Here is a 17,931-nt window from a genome sequence, read left to right on the forward strand (position 1 = left end):
AAAAACGCCGCCCATCGGGCGGCGTTTTCAATTCCAACGTTGCCGGCCAGCGGCCGGCACTACCGTGGCGTTCAACGTTCGACGATCGCCACCACGCCCATGCCGCCGGCGGTGCAGATCGACACCAGCGCACGGCCACCGCCGCGCTCGGCCAGCTGCTTGGCCGCCGTGGCGATCACGCGTGCACCGGTGGCGGCGAACGGGTGGCCGGTGGCCAGCGACGAACCCAGCAGGTTGATCTTGTCCGGGTCGATGCGGCCCATCGGCGCATCCAGGCCGAGGCGGTTGCGGCAGTAATCCTCGCTCTCCCACGCACGCAGGGTGCACAGCACCTGTGCGGCGAAGGCTTCGTGGATCTCGTAGATGTCGAAGTCCTGCAGGGTCAGGCCGTTGCGCTTGAGCATCTCCGGCACGGCCACGGTCGGCGCCATCAACAGGCCTTCGCCGTGCACGAAATCGACGGCCGACACGTGTGCGTCGCGCAGGTAGGCCTGCGGCTCGTGGCCATGTGCGCGTGCCCATTCTTCGCTGGCCAGCAGCACGGCGGCGGCGCCATCGGTCAGCGGGGTGGAATTGGCTGCGGTCAGGGTGCCACGGCCGGATACCTTGTCGAAGGCCGGCTTCAGCGTGGCCAGCTTCTCCAGCGAGGTGTCGGCACGCAGGATGTTGTCGCGCTCGACGCCGCGGAACGGTGCGATCAGGTCGTTGAAGAAGCCGCGCTCATAGGCTGCGGCCAGCTTCTTGTGCGAAGACACCGCCCACTCGTCCTGCGAGTCGCGCGAGATGTTCCACTCCTTGGCCATGTCCTCGCAGTGGTCGCCCATGCTCTTGCCGGTACGCGGCTCGGCCACGCCCGGAAACTCCGGCTTGAGCTCGGCGAACTTGAAGCCGGAGGTCAGTGCGCGGATCTTGTCGCCGGTGCTCTTGGCACGGTTGGCAGCCAGCAGGCGCGCACGCAGCTTCTTGCCATACACGATCGGCACGTCGGACGTGGTGTCCGAACCACCGCCGATGCCGGACTCGATCTGGCCCAGGGCGATCTTGTTGGCAACGGTGATGATGCTGTCCAGCGAGGTGCCGCAGGCGCGCTGCAGGGTGATGCCGGGGGTCAACGGCGACAGGCCCGAGGACAGCGTGGCTTCGCGACCCAGGTTCCAGTCGCTGGAGTGCTTGATGACCGCACCCATCGCCACTTCGCCCAGCTGCTGGCCGTGCAGGCCGAAGCGCTCGACCAGCGCTCCCAGCGTACGCACCGACATGCCGAGGTTGCCGACATCCGAATACGCGGTGTTCTGCCGGCAGAACGGAATGCGGACGCCACCGAGGATGGCGACGGGACGAGCGTTGGGCATGGAGATACCTGGCATGGATGAGGGTGTCTGCAACATGGCCTGCACGACAGAGCAGGCATAATGGGGCCAAGTGTAGCTGCCGCCCTGTGATGGGCCAACCGTGGAACCATGAGCAAACCCGACCCTGCGATGAATGCCCTTGGCGTGCTGGCCCTGGAACTGGCCGGCGGCGAAATCCCCCGCCAGGCGGTGCTCAGCGCTGAACAGGCCGGTGAACTGGCCGAACGCGTCGGCCGCGACCTGTCCAAGCTGGTGCCACAGGTGGCCGAGCTGGACCTGGTGTTCGCCGCCGCCCATTTCGATCCGGCCGAAGTGCTTCGCCCCGGCTGGCCGATCCATCGCCGCCTGGAAGAACTGCAGATGCGCGCGCCCGGTAGCAACCAGGGCCCGCGCGTGCTGGCCTTCGGCGCCGATGCCAGCGGTGATGTGCCGCTGCCGTTCCAGGCCGACGCTACCTTGGTAGGCGGTGGCCTGCGGGTGGTGCCGTTCCTGCTGACCGGTACCGACGTGGCCACCACGACAGCCGTGGCCGATGCCCTGGAAGAGGTGCTGCTGGCCAATGGCATGGCCCATGCCGATACCGCGCTGATGGCACAGAACACGTTCGGTGCACGCGTGGAGCACGCACGCTATTTCACCGTGAACGATCTGGCCGCGATGATGTCGATGCAGTACGACAACCAGGGACTGGCCGCGCTGTGGCCGCTGATTGAAACCGCGATCATGGCCCCGGGCCAGGACGAGTGGCTGAGTGACGCGCCCGAGCCGTTGCTGCGCTATACGCAGGGCGAAGCGCGCATGGCGCTGTTCGACCCGGCCGGCTGGTGCGCGCATTACAACCACGGCAAGGGCGACTGCGAGCGCCTGCAGGGCATCTACGAGCAGTTCCTGATGCGCCAGCGGCAGATGGCCGCGGTGCTGGAAGCGCACGGTGTGCCGGTGCTGTTCGTGCATTGCGAAGCCGGCCAGGACGCGCGCGAGCTGCTGGCGCGCTGACGTCCAGGTAATGCCGCCGGGCATGGCCCGGCGCTACCCACGGAATACGGTAGCGCCGGGCCATGCCCGGCGGATCAACTGAAAAACGCCGGCTTGCGCCGGCGTTTTCGTTTTCTTACGGTGCCTTGTTGATTACCGCGCACGCCAGTCGCGCACCGGCGTTGCCGGTCGGCTGGGTCTTGTAGTCGTCCGCGTCGGCGTGGACGATCAGGCCGCGGCCGATGATGTCGAAATCATCACCCTTGCCGATGTTGACGTTGCTCGACACCGGGCTGTCGATGGTGGCTACGCCCTTGTCGTCGGCCTTGATGTTGGGCATGTCGCCACCGTGGTGCGGATCGGTGGCCACGTTGCCGTGGTCCTGCTTGCCCGGATTGAAGTGGCCGCCGGCGCTCATGCCGTCCGGCGCGCTGCAGTCACCCTTCTCGTGGATGTGGAAGCCGTGCTCGCTGCCCGGCTTCAGGCCACTGATCTGGCCGGATGCGTGCACCTTGCCGTCGACCAGCTTGAAGGTGATCGAGCCCTTGGTTTCATTGCCCTGGGTCGGTGCCAGTTCGGCAGTGGCCGAGGCATCGGCTGCCGGGGCCGCTGCGGTAGCCGGTGCAGTGGCCGGGTCGGCCGGCGCTGCCGAACCTTCGGCCGGGGTGGTGGCCGGGGCTTCGGCTGCCGGTGCTGCCGGCTGCTGGTTGCAGGCGGCAAGGCCCAGTGCAGCGATGGCCGCGAACAGCGAAGTGTGGATCAGACGCATGGAAACTCTCCTTGGGAAATGCCGGTGGTGTGATCAGCGGGTTACCCGGATCACGCCGCAGGCGATGCGGACGCCGGCATTGCCGGCGGGCTGGCTGCGATAGTCGTCGGCCCTGGCATGCACGACCAGTGCACGCCCGGCGATATCCGTGGCGGCGCCTCCGCCCAGGGTAACGCCCTTCAGATGCACATCGATGTTGGCGCGGCCCTGCGCGTCGGCCTGCAGGTTGTCGATGTCACCGAGGTGGTGCTTGCCGCTGCCTGCACGACCGTGCGCGACACCGGCGGGATTGAAGTGGTTGCCGGCGCTGCTGGCGTCCACCGCGCTGCAGTCACCGCGCTCGTGGATGTGGAAGCCGGCCTGCTGCATCGGCTGCAGGCCGCCAACCAGGCCGGTCAAGTGCACGCCACCGCTTTCGGTCTTCAACACCAGACGGCCGCTGACGATGCTGGCCGAGGCTGGCGCCAGGTTGGCTTCGGCCAGCTGGGCCACGGGCGTGGTGACCACCGGCGGCGGTGTGGGCTGCGGCTTCTTCGGTGCGCTGCCACAGGCAGACAGGAGCACGGCAGCGGACAGCGGCAGAAGGGCGAAGGACAAACGCATCGAGGACTCCTTGCAGGTAACACTACGGACGGCATCGTCCATGGAGGATCAACAGTTCAGCAAGCGGGTGCGAGGATCGCGTGCAGGCACCGTTCAATGGCCGCCGCGGCGGCGACCGGCGCCCAGCTTGCGGGTAAGCGTATTGCGGCCGAGGCCCAGGCGCGCGGCGGCTTCGGCGCGACGACCGTGGGTGACCTGCAGGGCGGCCTCCAACAGGGCGTGGTCGACCCGTTCGCGCACCTGCGCGTGCAGGCCTTCAGTGCCCTCGGCCAGCTGCCGGCGTGCCCATTCGGACAGCAGCGCTTCCCATTGGCCCGGGTCACCGGCGGCCGTGCTGCTGCGCCGGCTGCGGGCACGGTTGAGCGCGGTATCAACATCAGCCACGCCAATGGTGTCGGCGGCGGCCAGTGCGGCCATGCGCCAGCACACGTTTTCCAGTTCGCGGACGTTGCCCGGCCAGTCGTGCTCGCGCAGCGCCTGCAGGGCGGCGGCGGTCAGCCGCTTGGGCGGCGTATCGAGCCTGCGCGCGGCAGCGGCCAGGAACGTGGTGGCCAGTTGCGCGATGTCCTCGCGGCGCTCGCGCAGCGGCGGCAGCTGCAGGCGCACCACGTCCAGGCGGTGCAGCAGATCGGCTCGGAATTTTCCCTGCGCGACCAGCCCTTCCAGATCCTGGTGGGTGGCGGCGACCACGCGCACGTCGACGCGGATCAGTTCGCGTCCGCCCACGCGGAAGAATTCGCCCTGGGCGAGCACGCGCAGCAGGCGCGTCTGCAACGGCAACGGCATGTCACCGATTTCATCGAGGAACAGGGTGCCGCCGTTGGCCTGCTCGAAGCGGCCGATGTGGCGCCGCTGCGCGCCGGTGAACGCACCCGCTTCATGACCAAACAGCTCGCTTTCCAGCAGCTCGGCGGGAATGGCGGCGGTGTTCAGCGCGACGAACGGATGCTGCGCACGCGGTGATTCGCGGTGCAGCGCGTTGGCCACCAGCTCCTTGCCGGTACCGGTTTCGCCGATGATCAACACCGCCAATGGCGCCTGCGCGAGGCGGCCGATGGCGCGGAACAGCGCGCGCATCGGTGGCGTATCGCCCACCAGTTGCGGCGGCTGGTCGCTGGCGGCTTCTGCCGCGGGAGTCGGCGCGGCCATGGCCGGCGCCACCGCAGGCAGCACGCGCTGGGCCAGTGCCACCGCGTCGTCCAGATCGAACGGCTTGGACAGGAACTCGTGCGCACCGCCGCGGAACGCACCGGCGGTACTGGCGACGTCGGTGTAGGCCGACATCACCACCACCGGCAGCTGCGGCAGCGCGGCCTTCAGCTTGTCCAGCAGCACCAGGCCATCGTCGCCGGGCATGCGCACGTCGGTGAACAGCAGCGCAGGCGGCGGGCTATCGGCCAGCGCCTGCAGTGCGGGAGCGGCGCTGTCGAAGTCGACCACCTGGTAGCCGGCCTCGCGCAGCGCGGTGCATAGCACGAAGCGCACGGCGCGGTCATCGTCGACCACCCAGATGCACGGCGGGGACGCGGAAGACTCAGACATCGCGCGGGGCCTCCTCGGCGGCGGCGGTGCCGTTGCCGATCGGCAGCAGCAGGGTGAATACGGTATGGCCCGGGCGCGACCGGTAGGTCAGCGTGCCGCGATGCTCGCGCGCGACCTGCTGGGCCAGCGCCAGGCCCAGGCCGGTGCCTTCGGCGCGACCGCTGACCAGGGGCAGGAACAGATGTTCGGCCAGTTCTTCGGGCACGCCACGGCCGTCGTCGGCGATTTCCAGCCGCAACGCCAGGGTGTGCAGCTGCTCGGCGATGCGCACACCGTGTTCAACGCGGGTGCGCAGGGTGATGTTGCCGGCACCGGCCTGGATGGCATTGCGCACCAGGTTCCATACCGCCTGGGTGAGGCGATCGGCGTCGCCATCGAATTCGGGGATGCTGGGGTCATAGTCGCGCTGCAGGCGCACGGCCCAGCCGGCCTCGTTCTCGGCCAGGCGCAGCACCCGCTCCAACGCGGCGTGGATGTTCAGCGCCGCATGTGGCGCGGCGGGTGCTGGTGACAGCAGCTGCTCGAGCAAGCCATTGAGCCGCTCGATCTCCGAGCCGATCAGGTCGATCAGTTCGCGTTCGCTGGCATCGCGCTGCGCCGCGCGGCGGGCCAGCAGCTGTGCGGCGCCCTTCAACCCGGCCAGCGGATTGCGCAGTTCGTGCGCCAGGCCCTTCAGCGCTGCGCTGAGCGCGCTGGGCAGGGCCTGGGTCGGGTCGAGCCCGGGGAACTCATCGACCGGATGCGCCTCCAGCAGCCAGCCGCCATCGTCGCGGCGGCTCATCCAGCCTTCGGCAAAACGCGCGGCTTCGCCCGGCAACGCCAGCGCCAGCCGGTTCAGGCGCAGGCTGTCGCGCTCGTCGCGGGCCAGGAAATGGGCCAGCGCCTCACCCTGCACTTCCAGCGCGGCCAACGGCTGGCCGAGCAGGCGCCGGCCGCTGACGCCCAGCCAGCGCGCGAAGGCCGGGTTGCAGCCGGCGATGCGGCCATCGGGCCCGGCCCAGGCCAGCGGCGTGCCGAGGGCATCGAGGGACGGCGGGGGCGTGGGGTCGGACATTGCACCAATGTAGTGCAAAACGTGGGTGTGGGGTCAGAGCCCTTTCCTCGCGGAAAGGGATCTGACCCCTTGCGCTGCGGGGTCCGGGGTCGGATCCCTTTCCGTCAGGAAAGGGCTCTGCCCCCTGCAGGTCGAGCAAGCTCGACCACTACCGGCTTTGCGGTTACAGCTTCATGTTGAGGCCGACGAAGACCGCGCGGCCCGGGGCGGGCGAGAACATCGGCCGGGCGCTGTCCCAGAAGAAGCTGTCGTACCACGCGTAGGCATACTCGCGGCCGGTCACGTTCTTCAGCTGCAGGTCCACGCTCCAGGCCGGGGTGATCTGATACTTCGCGCTGAGGTCGAGCACGGCGAAGCCGCCGAACTTGCCAGTGGCGTTGCGCTCTTCCAGGTAGTAATCGCCCTGCGCGCGCGCCTGCAGGCCCAGTTGCAGGGCATCGCTGGCCTGGTAGTCCAGGCCGAGGTTGCTGATGTGGCGCGGGGTGGCGGCCACTTCGCGTCCCTGCAGGGTCACGCCAGCGGCGCGGTCGTCGCGGGTGATCTTCGCCTCCTGGTAGGCATGCGAGGCCCACAGCGTCCACGCGTCACCCAGCTGCGCGCTGATCTGCGCATCCACGCCTCGGCGGCGGGTCTTGCCCAGCGTGACCGTGGTGCCGGTGGCCGGCATGTTGGACACTTCGTTTTCCGCGTCCTGCTGCCATACCGCCAGCCGGGCCTGGCTGCCGGCGAAGGGCTGGAATTTCAGGCCCAGCTCCATGCCGGTGTTGGTGGAGGGCTGCATCGGTGCCTGCCCCGGGGTGAGGTAGGCCGGCGCGGTGGAACCGGTCAGCACCTGGAAGGTACGGCCCCAGTTGGCGTAGACGTGGGTGTGCTCACCCAGGCTGTGGATGACACTCAGCTTGGGCTGGCCGATGCTGCCGTAGTCCTGCAGGCGGCCGTTGGCGCCATTCATCAGCCGGGTGTGGCCGCTGAAACGGTCCACGCGGTAGGCCGGCACGATCTTCCACGCTTCGACCGGCTGGTAGATGGCCTGCACGTAGGCGCCCCAGTTGTCGAAGCTGTGGCGGTCGTTGTTCTGCACGCGTGCCGGTACCTGGCTGAAATCGGTGGGCTCGGCGTAGGCGTAGCGCTCGCGACGGTAGCCATTGTCCTGCTGCTCGTAGTTCAGCCCGCCTTCCACGGTAAGCATGGGGCTGGCCTGCCAGGCGAGCGTGCCGAGCAGGCCTGCCTGGCGCTCGTCCCAGACACGACGCTGGCGCGGCAGGTTACCGCTGGGCAGGTCACTGAAGGTCACACGACGGTCGTCTTCATAGCGGTTGTAGTACAGCCGCGTGCCGAAGGTCACCACGTCGGACAGCTTCATGTCCAGGTGCGCGGCGAACTGGCGCATGTCGCGGTCATCGCCGTCATTGGCGTTGCGCAGGTCGCTGCGGCGGCGGCCCGCATGCAGCTCTTCCGCCGTCATGAAACCGGGTTCGTCGGCCTCGTGATGGTAGGCGCGCGCGGTCAGGCCGATGCGCAGCCCCTCCTCCAGCGAGCCGAAGAACCACTTGCCGCCCAACGCGTATTTCTTCGAGCTGTCGTGGTCGCGGTAGCCGTCGCTGGCCTGGGTACCGACGAAGTAGTTCTGCGCGAAGCCGTCGGCTTCGCGGCCCACCGCCAGCTGCACATCGCGGGTGTTGTAGCTGCCATAGGCCAGTCGCCCGTCGGTGTAGGTGCCGCCCTGGCGCGTGCCGAAGTTCACGTTGCCGCCGATGTTGTGCAGGCCGTAGCGCGGATCGTTGGTACCGCGCACCACTTCGATGTAGCTGATTTCCAGCGGAAACAGCATGTCGATGAAGCGCTGGTTGCCACTGTTGACGTTGCTGGGGATACCGTCGATCAGCGTCTTGATGGCATTGAGGTAGCCCTCGCCGTTGAAGGCGCGGAAGCTGACCTTGCCCGACTCTGCACCCTGCCGGGTTTCGGTCAGCTGGATGCCGGGCATCTGCCCGAGCAGTTCCCAGCTGTGCGACACGTTGCGGTTTTCGATCTGGTCCGCGCCCAGCACGTCCACCGAGGTCAGCACCTGGTGTGCGCTCAGCTGCCCCTCGCTGTGCTGGTGCACATCGACCTTGCCCAGGGTGAGCGCGGCGTCGGCGGACTGGGCGAATGCTTCAGGGGCGAACGGGGCGGCCGCGAGCGCGGCCACCAGCGTGGGAGTCTTCATCAGGGGGCGGGCGGGAGGCTGGAAATGAAACTTTATAACATTTCGATTCCGCCAGCCATCCGATGACTGCAGCTCCCTCGACCTTAGACGGGGTAGCCGGTGGCTTCCCGGGCCTTCTTCCAGGCAATTTCAAACTCGCGCGCGCTGATCTCGTCGTCTTCGTCGAAGTCCATGAACGACACCGGCTGGTCGGCCAGCACGAAGCGGTCATCGCTATGGCCGGTTTCATCGGCCCACACGACCTTGGCCCCGTAGATTTCCACCTGGCGCACGATCTTCTCGCCACGGGCTTCCATCAGCACGTTGCCCTTGCCCAGGCCCGATTCGGCCCAGTGCTTGTAGTACTTCTTCGTGTTGGATTTTGCGTTGTTCTTTGCGTATTTCATTGCATGGGTCCTGGCCGCATGCGCGACCGGAAAGTTCGGAATGGCGCCATTATCAGGCATATGGGGGTCAGATCCCTTTCCTGCGGAGGGGGATCTGCCCCCTGCTGACCTACTGCGGCAACGCCACACCCTTCGGCCACAGCAGCCACAGGTTGCCCTGCTGCTTCATGTCGCCGGCCAGCTTGCCGGCGGCATCGCCGCTGCCCCAGTACAGATCGGCACGTACCTCGCCGGCAATGGCGCCACCGGTGTCCTGCGCGGCCACCGGGCGTACCACCGGCGTGCCGTCCGGGCGCGTGGTGGACAGCCACAGCAGGCTGCCCAGCGGCACCACGGTGCGGTCCACCGCCACGCTGTAGCCGGCGGTCAGCGGCACGTTCAACGAACCGCGCGGACCTTCCGGGCTGTCCGCGCTGCGCACGAAGAACACGTAGCTGGGATTGCTGCGCAGCAGTTCCGGTACCCGCGCCGGATGTGCCTTCGCCCACGCGCGGATCGCGTCCATGGTGACGTCTTCCTTCTTCAGCTCGCCCTGCTCCACCAGCCAGCGGCCGATCGCGCGATAGGGATGGCCGTTCTGTTCGGCATAGGCCAGCCGCACCTGCTTGCCATCGGCCAGGCGCACCCGCCCCGAACCCTGGATCTGCAGCAGCTGCAGGTCCATCGGATCGGTCAGCCAGGCCAGCACGGGCGCCTTGGCCCCCTTGCTGGCGATGCTGCCGGCATCGTCGTAGGGCTTGAGCACCTTGCCCTCCACGCGACCGCGCAGGCGCTTGCCCTTCAGTTCGGGATAGACACTGTCCAACTGCACCACCACCAGATCATCGGGTGTGCCGTACACCGGCACGGTGGCGGTGTCGGTACGGGTGAGGCTGCCCGGATAGATGGGCTCGTAATAGCCGGTGATCAGGCCGTCGGCGCGATGGCCGCCGGCGCGCAGGGAATAGACATCGAGATCGCGCTGCAGGAATGCGCGGATCGCGCTGGCGTCCTTGTCGGACACGGTGCTGGCGGTCGCGCAGGGCTTGGCCCAGGTCGCATCGTTCTTCAGGCGGGTGCAGCTGCTGCGCCAAGCGGCGAAGCCGGCCTGCAGGTCGGTATCGGATACGGCCGGCAACGTGTTCCAGTCGACCTTGGCGTAGGTGGCGGCAGCGGGCTTGGCAACGGCCGGCGCTTCAGGCCGGTTGCCCGTGGTGGCGCAGCCGGCAAGCAGGGCAACGGCCAAGAAAGTGAGGAGCGCGCGCGGCGACGTAACAGTGATCATCGTCGCAATGTAGTGGGGCCGATGGTGGCGCGGCAACCTTGGGTAGCGCCGGGCCATGCCCGGCGAGAAGCGGATCCCGCGCGGTGCGCTCGCCGGGCATGGCCCGGCGCTACCGGCTACGGGGTCTGCAGCAACAGCGAATGCAGGATGCGCGCGTCTTCGGCGTCGAGGACTTTCGGCAGGGTGTCGCTGCCACGGAAACGGCGGTGGAACGCCCGTACCGCTGCTTCGCGGTTGTCGAGCGGATAACCGAAGCGCGCCAGCGCGGCCCATGCATCGAATCCTTCCGGCGCAGCACCATCGGCAGCGCGCGGCCACACGCCGAAACCGGCTTCGGCCAACTGTTGCCACGGGAAGAAGCGGCTGGGATCTTCCTTGCGCGTCGGCGCCAGGTCGGCGTGACCGATCACCTGCCGCGGCGGAATATTCAGCCGTTCGGTGAGGTCGCGCAGCAGCACGATCAGCGATTCGATCTGCGCAGGGCTGAAGGGCGTACGACCGTCATTGTCCAGCTCGATGCCGATGGACGCGGAGTTCAGATCGGTGATGGTGCCCCAGCGCCCGGAACCGGCGTGCCAGGCGCGGCGCTCATCGGCCACCAGCTGGTAGCGATGGCCATCGGCGCCGATCAGGTAATGCGCACTGACCCGCCCGCCGCTGTTGGCGGTACGCAGCGTGTGCAGGCTCTGCTGCACCGATTTCTGCTCGGTGTGGTGGATGACGATGATGACCGGCGTGCGCGCGTTCTGGTTCGGCGACGGCACCCAGGTGGCAAGCGGGTTGCGGGTTTCCTGCGGCGTGGAGGCACAGGCGGCCAGCAGCAGGCAGGCCGAGAGCATCAGGGAAGTGCGGATCGGGTGCATGCCCCGATTGTGCGCGATAAGCCCGGACGATGCAGTAGAGCCACGCCATGCGTGGCTGGGCCACCGACCGTGCCGATCAACGGTCGGCACCCACCAGAGCGGGAGTAGTCCAGCGCAGGAGCAGTGCCAAGCAAGCTTGGCAACTACCAGAGCAGATGCAGTGCCGATCAACGGTCGGCATCCTCCAGAGCAGGAGCAATCCAGCGCAGGAGCAGTGCCAAGCAAGCTTGGCACCTACCAGAGCAGATGCAGTGCCGACCAACGGTCGGCACCCACCATGTAGATGCATCAGGCCTCGTAGGCCGATTCACCATGCGAGGTGACATCCAGGCCGGTACGCTCGGCCTCCTCGGTGACCCGCAGGCCGACCACCACCTTGACCAGCAGCAGGATGGCTGCGGTCACCACGGCCGACCACAGCACGGTGAGGCCGACGCTGACCACCTGCACCCACACCTGGTGGCCGATATCCAGATCGGCCTTGGTGCCGCCCAGCGACTGCGCGCTGAACACACCGGTGAGGATCGCACCGACGATGCCACCCACGCCATGCACACCGAACACGTCGGCGGTGTCGTCCACCTTCAGCAGGCGCTTGAGGCCGGTCACGCCCCACACGCAGACCACGCCGGCAACCAGGCCGATGACGATCGCGCCGAGCGGGCCGACGGTACCGCACGCCGGGGTGATGCCAACCAGGCCTGCCACCGCACCCGAGGCCGCGCCCAGTGCCGACGGCTTGCCCTTGCTGATCGCTTCAACCAGCGTCCAGCCCAGCACCGCTGCAGCAGTCGCCAGCACAGTGTTGAGGAAGGCCAGCGAGGCGACGGTGTCGGCGGCGGCGGCAGAACCGGCATTGAAGCCGAACCAGCCGACCCACAGCAGCATCGCGCCGATATAGGTGAACGGCACGTTGTGCGGCTTCAACGCGGTCTGCCCGTAGCCCAGCCGCTTGCCGACGAACCATGCAGCCACCAGACCGGCCACGCCGGCGTTGATGTGCACCACGGTGCCACCGGCGAAATCGATCGCGCCCAGTTCGCCCAGGTAGCCGCCGCCCCAGACGATGTGCGCCATCGGGATGTAGCTGAGGGTGAACCACAGCGCCGAGAACAGCAGCACCGCGCGGAACTTGATGCGCTCGGCGAAGGCACCGACGATCAGCGCGGTGGTGATGCCGGCGAAGGTCGACTGGAAGGCGACGAACAGGTAGTCCGGCAGTCCCTTGATCGGCGTGTTGCCCACCGACTCCGGGGCGAAGCCCTTGAGGAAGGCGAATTCGGTGAACGAGCCGAAGAACGGATTGCCGGCGCTGAACACTGCGCTGTAGCCATAGGCCACCCACAACAGCAGCACCAGCGAGAACACCACCAGGATCTGGCTGAGCACCGACAGCACGTTCTTCGAACGCACCAGGCCGCCGTAGAACAGGGCCAGGCCCGGTACCACCATCAGCAGCACCAGCAGGGTGGAGGTGAGCATCCAGGCGACGTCGCCATGGTCATAGGCGGGCGCGGCCACCGCTTCGGCAGCCGCAGGCGCAGCGGCGGTCGGGTCCTGCAAGGGCTCGACGGCCACGGCTTCGCTCTGCAGCGGCGTGACCTGGGCCTGGGCATGTGCACTGCCTGGCCAGACACCGGCGGCCAGCGCACTGAACAGAATCAGCAGGCACACCAGATGGAACCGGGCTTGCCACCCGGTGAGAAGGCGCATCTTCATGGGGGAGTCTCCGGAAGGGGGCTTACAGCGCGTCGGCGCCGATTTCGCCGGTGCGGATGCGGATGACCTGCTCGACAGCGGTCACGAAGATCTTGCCGTCGCCGATCTTGCCGGTGCCTGCAGACGACTGGATCGCTTCGATCACTGCGTCGGCACGTTCGTCGGTGACCACGGTTTCGATCTTGATCTTGGGCAGGAAGTCGACAACGTACTCGGCACCGCGATACAGCTCGGTGTGGCCCTTCTGGCGGCCGAAGCCTTTCACTTCGGTCACGGTGATGCCCGACACGCCGGCATCGGACAGGGCCTCGCGGACCTCGTCGAGCTTGAACGGTCGGATGATGGCGGAGATCAGTTTCATGCGCATGTCCCGATGGTGGATGGGGCCAGCGCGCGAACGCGCGATGGCATCAGGCAACCACGGGCCATCGTGGTGATGGCCGTGGCTGTTGCACCGGACACGAATCGGGCCGGGACAGCCGTGCCTCTCTCCTTGCACGGCCGACGCGGGAGGGAGGGCGGCCCATGTCGCGTGTCCGGTCTCTCTCTTGCCCCTGGATCTGCGGGCCAAGGGCCCGCGTTTCCAATGCAGCGGACCAACGGTCCGCTCTACCACGGCGGGCCGGAGCCCGCCCTGCGGCTCCCCAGCCGCAAAGACGGATGCGATGGCGGCGGGTGGGAGGGGTTACCCACCGCCATCGCAGCCGGTCAGCTGGCGTAGTACAGCTGGTATTCCAGCGGGTGGGTCGCCGCGCGGAACTTGGTCACTTCCTGCATCTTCAGCGCGATGTAACCGTCGATGAAGTCATCGCTCATCACGCCACCGGCCTTGAGGAACTCGCGGTCCTTGTCCAGCGCTTCCAGCGCCTGGTCCAGCGAGGAGCAGACCTGCGGGATCAGCTTCTCTTCTTCCGGCGGCAGGTCGTACAGATCCTTGTCGCTCGGTGCGCCCGGGTCGATCTGGTTCTTGATGCCGTCCAGGCCGGCCATCATCAGCGCGGTGAAGGTCAGGTAGCCCGACTGGATCGGATCGGGGAAGCGCATTTCAATGCGGCGCGCCTTCGGGTTGGACACCCACGGAATGCGGCACGAGGCCGAACGGTTGCGCGCCGAGTAGGCCAGCATCACCGGGGCTTCGAAGCCCGGCACCAGGCGCTTGTAGCTGTTGGTGCCCGAGTTGGCGAAGGCGTTGATGGCCTTGGCGTGCTTGAAGATGCCGCCGATGTACCACAGCGCCAGCTGGCTCAGGCCGCCGTAGCCGTCGCCGGAGAACAGGTTGGTGCCGCCCTTGGACAGCGACTGGTGCACGTGCATGCCGCTGCCGTTGTCGCCGACGATCGGCTTGGGCATGAAGGTGACGGTCTTGCCGTTGCGGTGGGCGACGTTCTTGATGACGTACTTCATCSKCAKCAGTTCGTCGGCCTTCTKCACCAGSGTGYTGAACTTGGTGCCGATCTCGCACTGGCCGGCGGTGGCCACTTCGTGGTGCTGCACTTCCACTTCGATGCCGACCTGTTCCAGGGTCTTGCACATCTCCGCACGCAGGTCGTGCAGGGTGTCGGTCGGCGGAACGGGGAAGTAACCGCCCTTCACGCCCGGACGGTAGCCGCTGTTGGCGCCGTCGTACTTGGCGCCGCTGTTCCAGGCGGCTTCTTCCGAATCGACCTTGAAGAAGGTATTGCCCATTTCATTGGCGAAACGGACCGAATCGAAGATGAAGAATTCCGGCTCCGGGCCGAAGAACGCGGTTTCGGCGATGCCCGAGGACTTCAGGTAGGCCTCGGCGCGCTTGGCGATGCCGCGCGGGCAGCGGCCGTACGGCTGCATGGTGGCCGGGTCGAGGATGTCGCAGCTGATCACGATGGTCGGATCGGCATAGAACGGGTCGACGTAGGCGCTGGCGGTATCGGGCAGCAGCACCATGTCCGATTCGTTGATGCCCTTCCAGCCGGCGATCGAGCTGCCATCGAACATCTTGCCTTCTTCGAACAGCGACGGCTCGATGATGCTGACCGGGAAGGTGACGTGCTGCTCGACGCCACGCATGTCGACGAAACGCAGATCGACGAACTCGATCTGGTTGTCCTTGATCAGCTTCTCAACGTTTTCCACGGACATCGGTACGACCTCGGATGGGAATGAATGCCTGCTGAGGTACAGCAACGACCGTGCCAACTTTTCGGCCTTCACAAGTTGTTGATTTCAAAGCGCCTGCCCCAGCGCGGTGCAGACGCACATGCACCAAACGGGTGCGCGGATTGCCGCACGCACCCGTTTGGTGCGGCATGGATCGTCTATTCTCTCGGGCTTCTTCCGCCGCCAGCGCCCGCACCGTCCATGTCCGACCTGCTCTCCGCCCTGCTGCTGGGCATCCTCGAAGGCTTGACCGAATTCCTGCCGATCTCCAGCACCGGCCACCTGCTGATCGCCCAGCACTGGCTGGGCGCGCGATCGGACTTCTTCAACATCATCATCCAGGCCGGTGCGATCCTGGCCGTGGTGCTGGTGTTCCGCCAGCGCCTGCTGCAGCTGGCCACCGGCTTCGGCCAGCGCGAGAACCGCGAGTACGTGTTCAAGCTCGGCGCGGCCTTCCTGGTAACCGCAGTAGTCGGCCTGGTGGTGCGCAAGGCCGGCTGGTCGCTGCCGGAAACCGTCAGCCCGGTGGCCTGGGCGCTGATCATCGGCGGCATCTGGATGCTGCTGGTGGAGGCCTATACCGCGCGCCTGCCCGATCGCGACCAGGTGACCTGGACGGTGGCCATCGGTGTTGGCCTGGCGCAGGTGGTGGCCGGCGTGTTCCCCGGTACCTCGCGCTCGGCCTCGGCGATCTTCCTGGCCATGCTGCTGGGCCTGAGCCGCCGCGCGGCCGCTGCCGAGTTCGTGTTCCTGGTCGGCATTCCCACCATGTTCGCCGCCAGCGCCTACACCTTCCTGGAACTGGCCAAGGAAGGGAACCTGGGCAGCGAGAACTGGACCGACGTTGGCGTGGCCTTCCTTGCCGCAGCCATCACCGGCTTCGTCGTAGTGAAGTGGTTGATGGGCTACATCAAGTCGCATCGCTTCACGGCGTTCGCGATTTACCGCATCGCCCTGGGCGCTGCATTGCTGCTGTGGTTGCCATCCGGCAGCTGAACAGCGCCGGGGCACGGCAACCCCGTTGCCGGCCCCGGTCCGTTTCCCCCTCGGTTCCCCAAGGAGAATCACCATGAACCGCAAGCTCACCCTGCTCCTCCCGCTGGCCCTGCTGGCCGCCTGCAGCCAGACCCCTGCCCCGGCCGGTACCGGCGGTGACGATCTGGCCCCGGCCGCGGCCAAGGCCGGCGACCAGAAGGCGCTGGCACACCTGGATGCGCAGCGCCTGCAGAGCCAGCACTGGCTGCTGCAGCAGGCCACCGCGGCCGATGGCAAGCGCATCGATGCGCTGTTTGCCCGCGCAGACAAGCCGGTCACCCTGGACTTCGTTGATGGCCGCCTGTCGGTCAGCAACACCTGCAACCGCATGGGCGGCGGTTACACCCTGGCCGATGGCAAGCTGAGCGTGAGCGCGATGGCCTCGACCATGATGGCCTGCACCGACAAAGCGCTGATGGCGCTGGACGAAGCCGTCTCCAGCCGTCTGCAGGGCGAACTGAAGGCCGAACAGGATGCCAACGGCGTGCTGACCCTGACCACCGCCAAGGGCGACGTGCTGGTGTTCAACCCGGAACCGACCGCTGAAACGCGCTATGGCGGCGCCGGCGAAACCGTGTTCCTGGAAGTGGCTGCGAAGACCGAGAAGTGCTCGCACCCGCTGATCCCGGATTACCAGTGCCTGCAGGTGCGCGAAGTGAAGTTCGACGACAAGGGCCTGAAGCAGGGCGAGCCGGGCAAGTTCGAGAACTTCTACGGCAACATCGAGGGTTACACCCACGAAGACGGCGTGCGCAACGTGGTGCGTGTGAAGCGCTACGAAGTGAAGAACCCGCCGGCCGATGCGCCGTCGCAGGCGTACGTGCTGGACATGGTGGTCGAGTCGGCCATCGAGAAGAAGTAATGCAGGAGGGCGGCCGCGAGGTCGCCCTTCTTCGTTGTGGGCAGGGCCGGCCTCTGGCCGGCGGCTGCACACAGCTCAGGCGACCTGCGGAACATGCCGGCCAGCGGTCGGCACTACCCACATGCATCAGGGAGATCGGCATGAAACGGACGTACATGCTCACACTGGCCTGGCTGGCCATCGGCATTGGCATTGGCATTGGCATTGGCAGCAGTGCACGCGCCGCCAGCACACCCACCACCGACCAGCTTGAAGCCCATCCGTGGCAGCTCACGCGCGCCACCGACGCGCAGGGCAAGCGTATCGACGCGTTGTTCGTCAGGGGCCGGGCGCCGTACACGCTGCGCTTCCAGCCCGGCTACATGAGCGAGTTGAACCTGTGCAACCAGGCCAGCAGTCATTACCACCTGCAGGACGACCGGCTGATCCTGGAGAGCGGCATCCGGACCACCGCGCTGTGCATCAATCCCAAGGTGGATGCGCAGGAACGGCGAGCCGAAACGCTGTTTCACGGTCGCGATACCGCACCCACCCTCGCGTTGGACGACACCGGTGCGTTGGTCGTGCGCAATGCCAAGGGCGAAGTGCTGGTGTTCAAACCCGCGCCGCTGCCGGCGAAATGAAGAGGGCGGCCACTGGCCGCCCTTCTTCGCTGGTGGGTAGAGCCGGCCGCTGGCCGGCTGCCACGTACAGCGGGCGGTGCACGCGCTCGTCGTTGAACGGCGGGTACGGGCCGTCGTAGCCGAGGTAATCACCGGCCATGTCCGGATTGCCGGCGAACCAGCCGGTGAAATCATTCAGGCCCTGGCGGCTGCCGGCCGGGCCGGCCGGCGCGGTCTTGCCCTTCACCACGAAACCATCGCTGCAGCTGCCAGCGGCGATCTCCTGCACCGAAGCCGGAATGTCGGCCATCACCCAGTGCACGAAATCGCAGCGCGGCTGATCGCGCGGCACGCTCATGTCATCGCGGCCGACCGTTTCCGGCACCGTTGGCACGTCCGGGTCCACGCACACCAGCAGGAACGAGCGGGTGCCATCGGGCACACCGCTCCAGGCCAGGTGCGGGTTGCGGTCGGGGGCGAAGCCGGCGGCATCGCCGGCGGCGAACTCACGGTCGATCGGCGCACCGTTGACCAGGCTGTGACTGCTCAGTTGCATCAGA

16 protein-coding genes and 1 pseudogene are annotated in these 17,931 nt (G+C 67.2%); 4 read left to right on the top strand and 13 right to left on the bottom strand.

The features are described 5' to 3' along the window. Positions 1 to 71: 71 nt before the first annotated feature. Complete coding sequence (locus AC1DJN_RS07715; protein WP_088100805.1) at positions 72 to 1,367, bottom strand: acetyl-CoA C-acetyltransferase; 1,296 nt, start codon at positions 1,365 to 1,367, stop codon at positions 72 to 74. A gap of 93 nt (positions 1,368 to 1,460) precedes the next feature. Here AC1DJN_RS07715 and AC1DJN_RS07720 point away from each other — a divergent pair, with 93 nt between their 5' ends. Then, positions 1,461 to 2,348: a hypothetical protein gene (locus AC1DJN_RS07720; RefSeq protein ID WP_025875947.1), complete on the top strand. Its 888-nt coding sequence runs from the start codon at positions 1,461 to 1,463 to the stop codon at positions 2,346 to 2,348. Between the two features lie 115 nt (positions 2,349 to 2,463). Here the strand turns inward: AC1DJN_RS07720 and AC1DJN_RS07725 are convergent, their stop codons facing one another. From AC1DJN_RS07725 to glnA, 11 genes are all read right to left on the bottom strand, one after another. Beyond that, positions 2,464 to 3,096, bottom strand: coding sequence for a superoxide dismutase family protein (locus AC1DJN_RS07725; RefSeq protein WP_080150281.1), 633 nt, complete (start codon positions 3,094 to 3,096; stop codon positions 2,464 to 2,466). A gap of 33 nt (positions 3,097 to 3,129) precedes the next feature. Continuing rightward, positions 3,130 to 3,699: a superoxide dismutase family protein gene (locus AC1DJN_RS07730; protein ID WP_025875951.1), complete on the bottom strand. Its 570-nt coding sequence runs from the start codon at positions 3,697 to 3,699 to the stop codon at positions 3,130 to 3,132. Between the two features lie 93 nt (positions 3,700 to 3,792). Then, positions 3,793 to 5,241 carry a nitrogen regulation protein NR(I) gene (ntrC, locus tag AC1DJN_RS07735; RefSeq protein ID WP_442252380.1) on the bottom strand — a complete coding sequence of 483 codons (1,449 nt, stop codon included), beginning with the start codon at positions 5,239 to 5,241 and terminating at the stop codon, positions 3,793 to 3,795. Next, positions 5,234 to 6,295, bottom strand: a complete 1,062-nt coding sequence (locus AC1DJN_RS07740) for a two-component system sensor histidine kinase NtrB (RefSeq protein WP_032978300.1) — start codon at positions 6,293 to 6,295, stop codon at positions 5,234 to 5,236. Before AC1DJN_RS07740 ends, ntrC begins: the two co-directional genes overlap by 8 nt. A 163-nt stretch (positions 6,296 to 6,458) precedes the next feature. Further along, positions 6,459 to 8,504: a TonB-dependent receptor gene (locus tag AC1DJN_RS07745; protein ID WP_313116361.1), complete on the bottom strand. Its 2,046-nt coding sequence runs from the start codon at positions 8,502 to 8,504 to the stop codon at positions 6,459 to 6,461. An 83-nt stretch (positions 8,505 to 8,587) separates the two neighbouring features. Then, on the bottom strand, positions 8,588 to 8,890 hold the full coding sequence (locus AC1DJN_RS07750) for a hypothetical protein (protein WP_025875959.1): 303 nt from the start codon (positions 8,888 to 8,890) through the stop codon (positions 8,588 to 8,590). A gap of 109 nt (positions 8,891 to 8,999) precedes the next feature. Beyond that, on the bottom strand, positions 9,000 to 10,154 hold the full coding sequence (gene mltA / locus AC1DJN_RS07755; protein WP_032978019.1) for a murein transglycosylase A: 1,155 nt from the start codon (positions 10,152 to 10,154) through the stop codon (positions 9,000 to 9,002). A gap of 116 nt (positions 10,155 to 10,270) precedes the next feature. Further along, the gene (locus AC1DJN_RS07760) at positions 10,271 to 11,017 is read right to left on the bottom strand and encodes an N-acetylmuramoyl-L-alanine amidase (protein WP_032978016.1); all 747 of its coding nucleotides are present in this window, start codon (positions 11,015 to 11,017) and stop codon (positions 10,271 to 10,273) included. A 288-nt stretch (positions 11,018 to 11,305) separates the two neighbouring features. After that, positions 11,306 to 12,736 (bottom strand): ammonium transporter, encoded by a 1,431-nt coding sequence (locus AC1DJN_RS07765; RefSeq protein ID WP_032978013.1) that lies wholly within the window; start codon positions 12,734 to 12,736, stop codon positions 11,306 to 11,308. Positions 12,737 to 12,758: 22 nt separating this feature from the next. Next, entirely contained in the window at positions 12,759 to 13,097 is a 339-nt protein-coding gene (locus AC1DJN_RS07770; RefSeq protein WP_004134334.1) for a P-II family nitrogen regulator, read from the bottom strand. A gap of 347 nt (positions 13,098 to 13,444) precedes the next feature. Then, the gene (gene glnA, locus AC1DJN_RS07775; RefSeq protein ID WP_478039051.1) at positions 13,445 to 14,854 is read right to left on the bottom strand and encodes a type I glutamate--ammonia ligase; all 1,410 of its coding nucleotides are present in this window, start codon (positions 14,852 to 14,854) and stop codon (positions 13,445 to 13,447) included. A gap of 219 nt (positions 14,855 to 15,073) precedes the next feature. Between glnA and AC1DJN_RS07780 the strand changes: the two genes are divergently transcribed. From AC1DJN_RS07780 to AC1DJN_RS07790, 3 genes are all read left to right on the top strand, one after another. Next, a complete protein-coding gene (locus tag AC1DJN_RS07780) occupies positions 15,074 to 15,868 on the top strand; it encodes an undecaprenyl-diphosphate phosphatase (protein WP_032978010.1) in 795 nt (264 codons plus the stop codon). Between the two features lie 73 nt (positions 15,869 to 15,941). After that, positions 15,942 to 16,769, top strand: coding sequence for an META and DUF4377 domain-containing protein (locus AC1DJN_RS07785; RefSeq protein WP_282280354.1), 828 nt, complete (start codon positions 15,942 to 15,944; stop codon positions 16,767 to 16,769). Beyond that, positions 16,769 to 17,392, top strand: coding sequence for an META domain-containing protein (locus tag AC1DJN_RS07790; RefSeq protein WP_282280355.1), 624 nt, complete (start codon positions 16,769 to 16,771; stop codon positions 17,390 to 17,392). The genes AC1DJN_RS07785 and AC1DJN_RS07790 overlap by 1 nt, the downstream gene beginning before the upstream one ends. Before the next feature lie 73 nt (positions 17,393 to 17,465). Here the strand turns inward: AC1DJN_RS07790 and AC1DJN_RS07795 are convergent. Further along, positions 17,466 to 17,927, bottom strand: a pseudogene (locus tag AC1DJN_RS07795) (YbhB/YbcL family Raf kinase inhibitor-like protein); the annotation flags it as partial. Positions 17,928 to 17,931 lie beyond the last annotated feature (4 nt).

It is taken from the genome of Stenotrophomonas sp. 05L414_2, from assembly GCF_056397905.1.

What these genes read in the sequence shown, in the direction of transcription:
- AC1DJN_RS07780 (WP_032978010.1), top strand. Translation starts at nt 15,074, where the DNA reads ATGTCCGACCTGCTCTCCGCCCTGCTGCTGGGCATCCTCGAAGGCTTG.
- mltA (WP_032978019.1), bottom strand. Translation starts at nt 10,154, where the DNA reads ATGATCACTGTTACGTCGCCGCGCGCGCTCCTCACTTTCTTGGCCGTT.
- AC1DJN_RS07740 (WP_032978300.1), bottom strand. Translation starts at nt 6,295, where the DNA reads ATGTCCGACCCCACGCCCCCGCCGTCCCTCGATGCCCTCGGCACGCCG.
- AC1DJN_RS07770 (WP_004134334.1), bottom strand. Translation starts at nt 13,097, where the DNA reads ATGAAACTGATCTCCGCCATCATCCGACCGTTCAAGCTCGACGAGGTC.
- AC1DJN_RS07765 (WP_032978013.1), bottom strand. Translation starts at nt 12,736, where the DNA reads ATGAAGATGCGCCTTCTCACCGGGTGGCAAGCCCGGTTCCATCTGGTG.
- AC1DJN_RS07715 (WP_088100805.1), bottom strand. Translation starts at nt 1,367, where the DNA reads ATGCCAGGTATCTCCATGCCCAACGCTCGTCCCGTCGCCATCCTCGGT.
- AC1DJN_RS07720 (WP_025875947.1), top strand. Translation starts at nt 1,461, where the DNA reads ATGAGCAAACCCGACCCTGCGATGAATGCCCTTGGCGTGCTGGCCCTG.
- AC1DJN_RS07725 (WP_080150281.1), bottom strand. Translation starts at nt 3,096, where the DNA reads ATGCGTCTGATCCACACTTCGCTGTTCGCGGCCATCGCTGCACTGGGC.
- AC1DJN_RS07750 (WP_025875959.1), bottom strand. Translation starts at nt 8,890, where the DNA reads ATGAAATACGCAAAGAACAACGCAAAATCCAACACGAAGAAGTACTAC.
- AC1DJN_RS07760 (WP_032978016.1), bottom strand. Translation starts at nt 11,017, where the DNA reads ATGCACCCGATCCGCACTTCCCTGATGCTCTCGGCCTGCCTGCTGCTG.
- AC1DJN_RS07790 (WP_282280355.1), top strand. Translation starts at nt 16,769, where the DNA reads ATGCAGGAGGGCGGCCGCGAGGTCGCCCTTCTTCGTTGTGGGCAGGGC.
- AC1DJN_RS07785 (WP_282280354.1), top strand. Translation starts at nt 15,942, where the DNA reads ATGAACCGCAAGCTCACCCTGCTCCTCCCGCTGGCCCTGCTGGCCGCC.
- AC1DJN_RS07745 (WP_313116361.1), bottom strand. Translation starts at nt 8,504, where the DNA reads ATGAAGACTCCCACGCTGGTGGCCGCGCTCGCGGCCGCCCCGTTCGCC.
- ntrC (WP_442252380.1), bottom strand. Translation starts at nt 5,241, where the DNA reads ATGTCTGAGTCTTCCGCGTCCCCGCCGTGCATCTGGGTGGTCGACGAT.
- AC1DJN_RS07730 (WP_025875951.1), bottom strand. Translation starts at nt 3,699, where the DNA reads ATGCGTTTGTCCTTCGCCCTTCTGCCGCTGTCCGCTGCCGTGCTCCTG.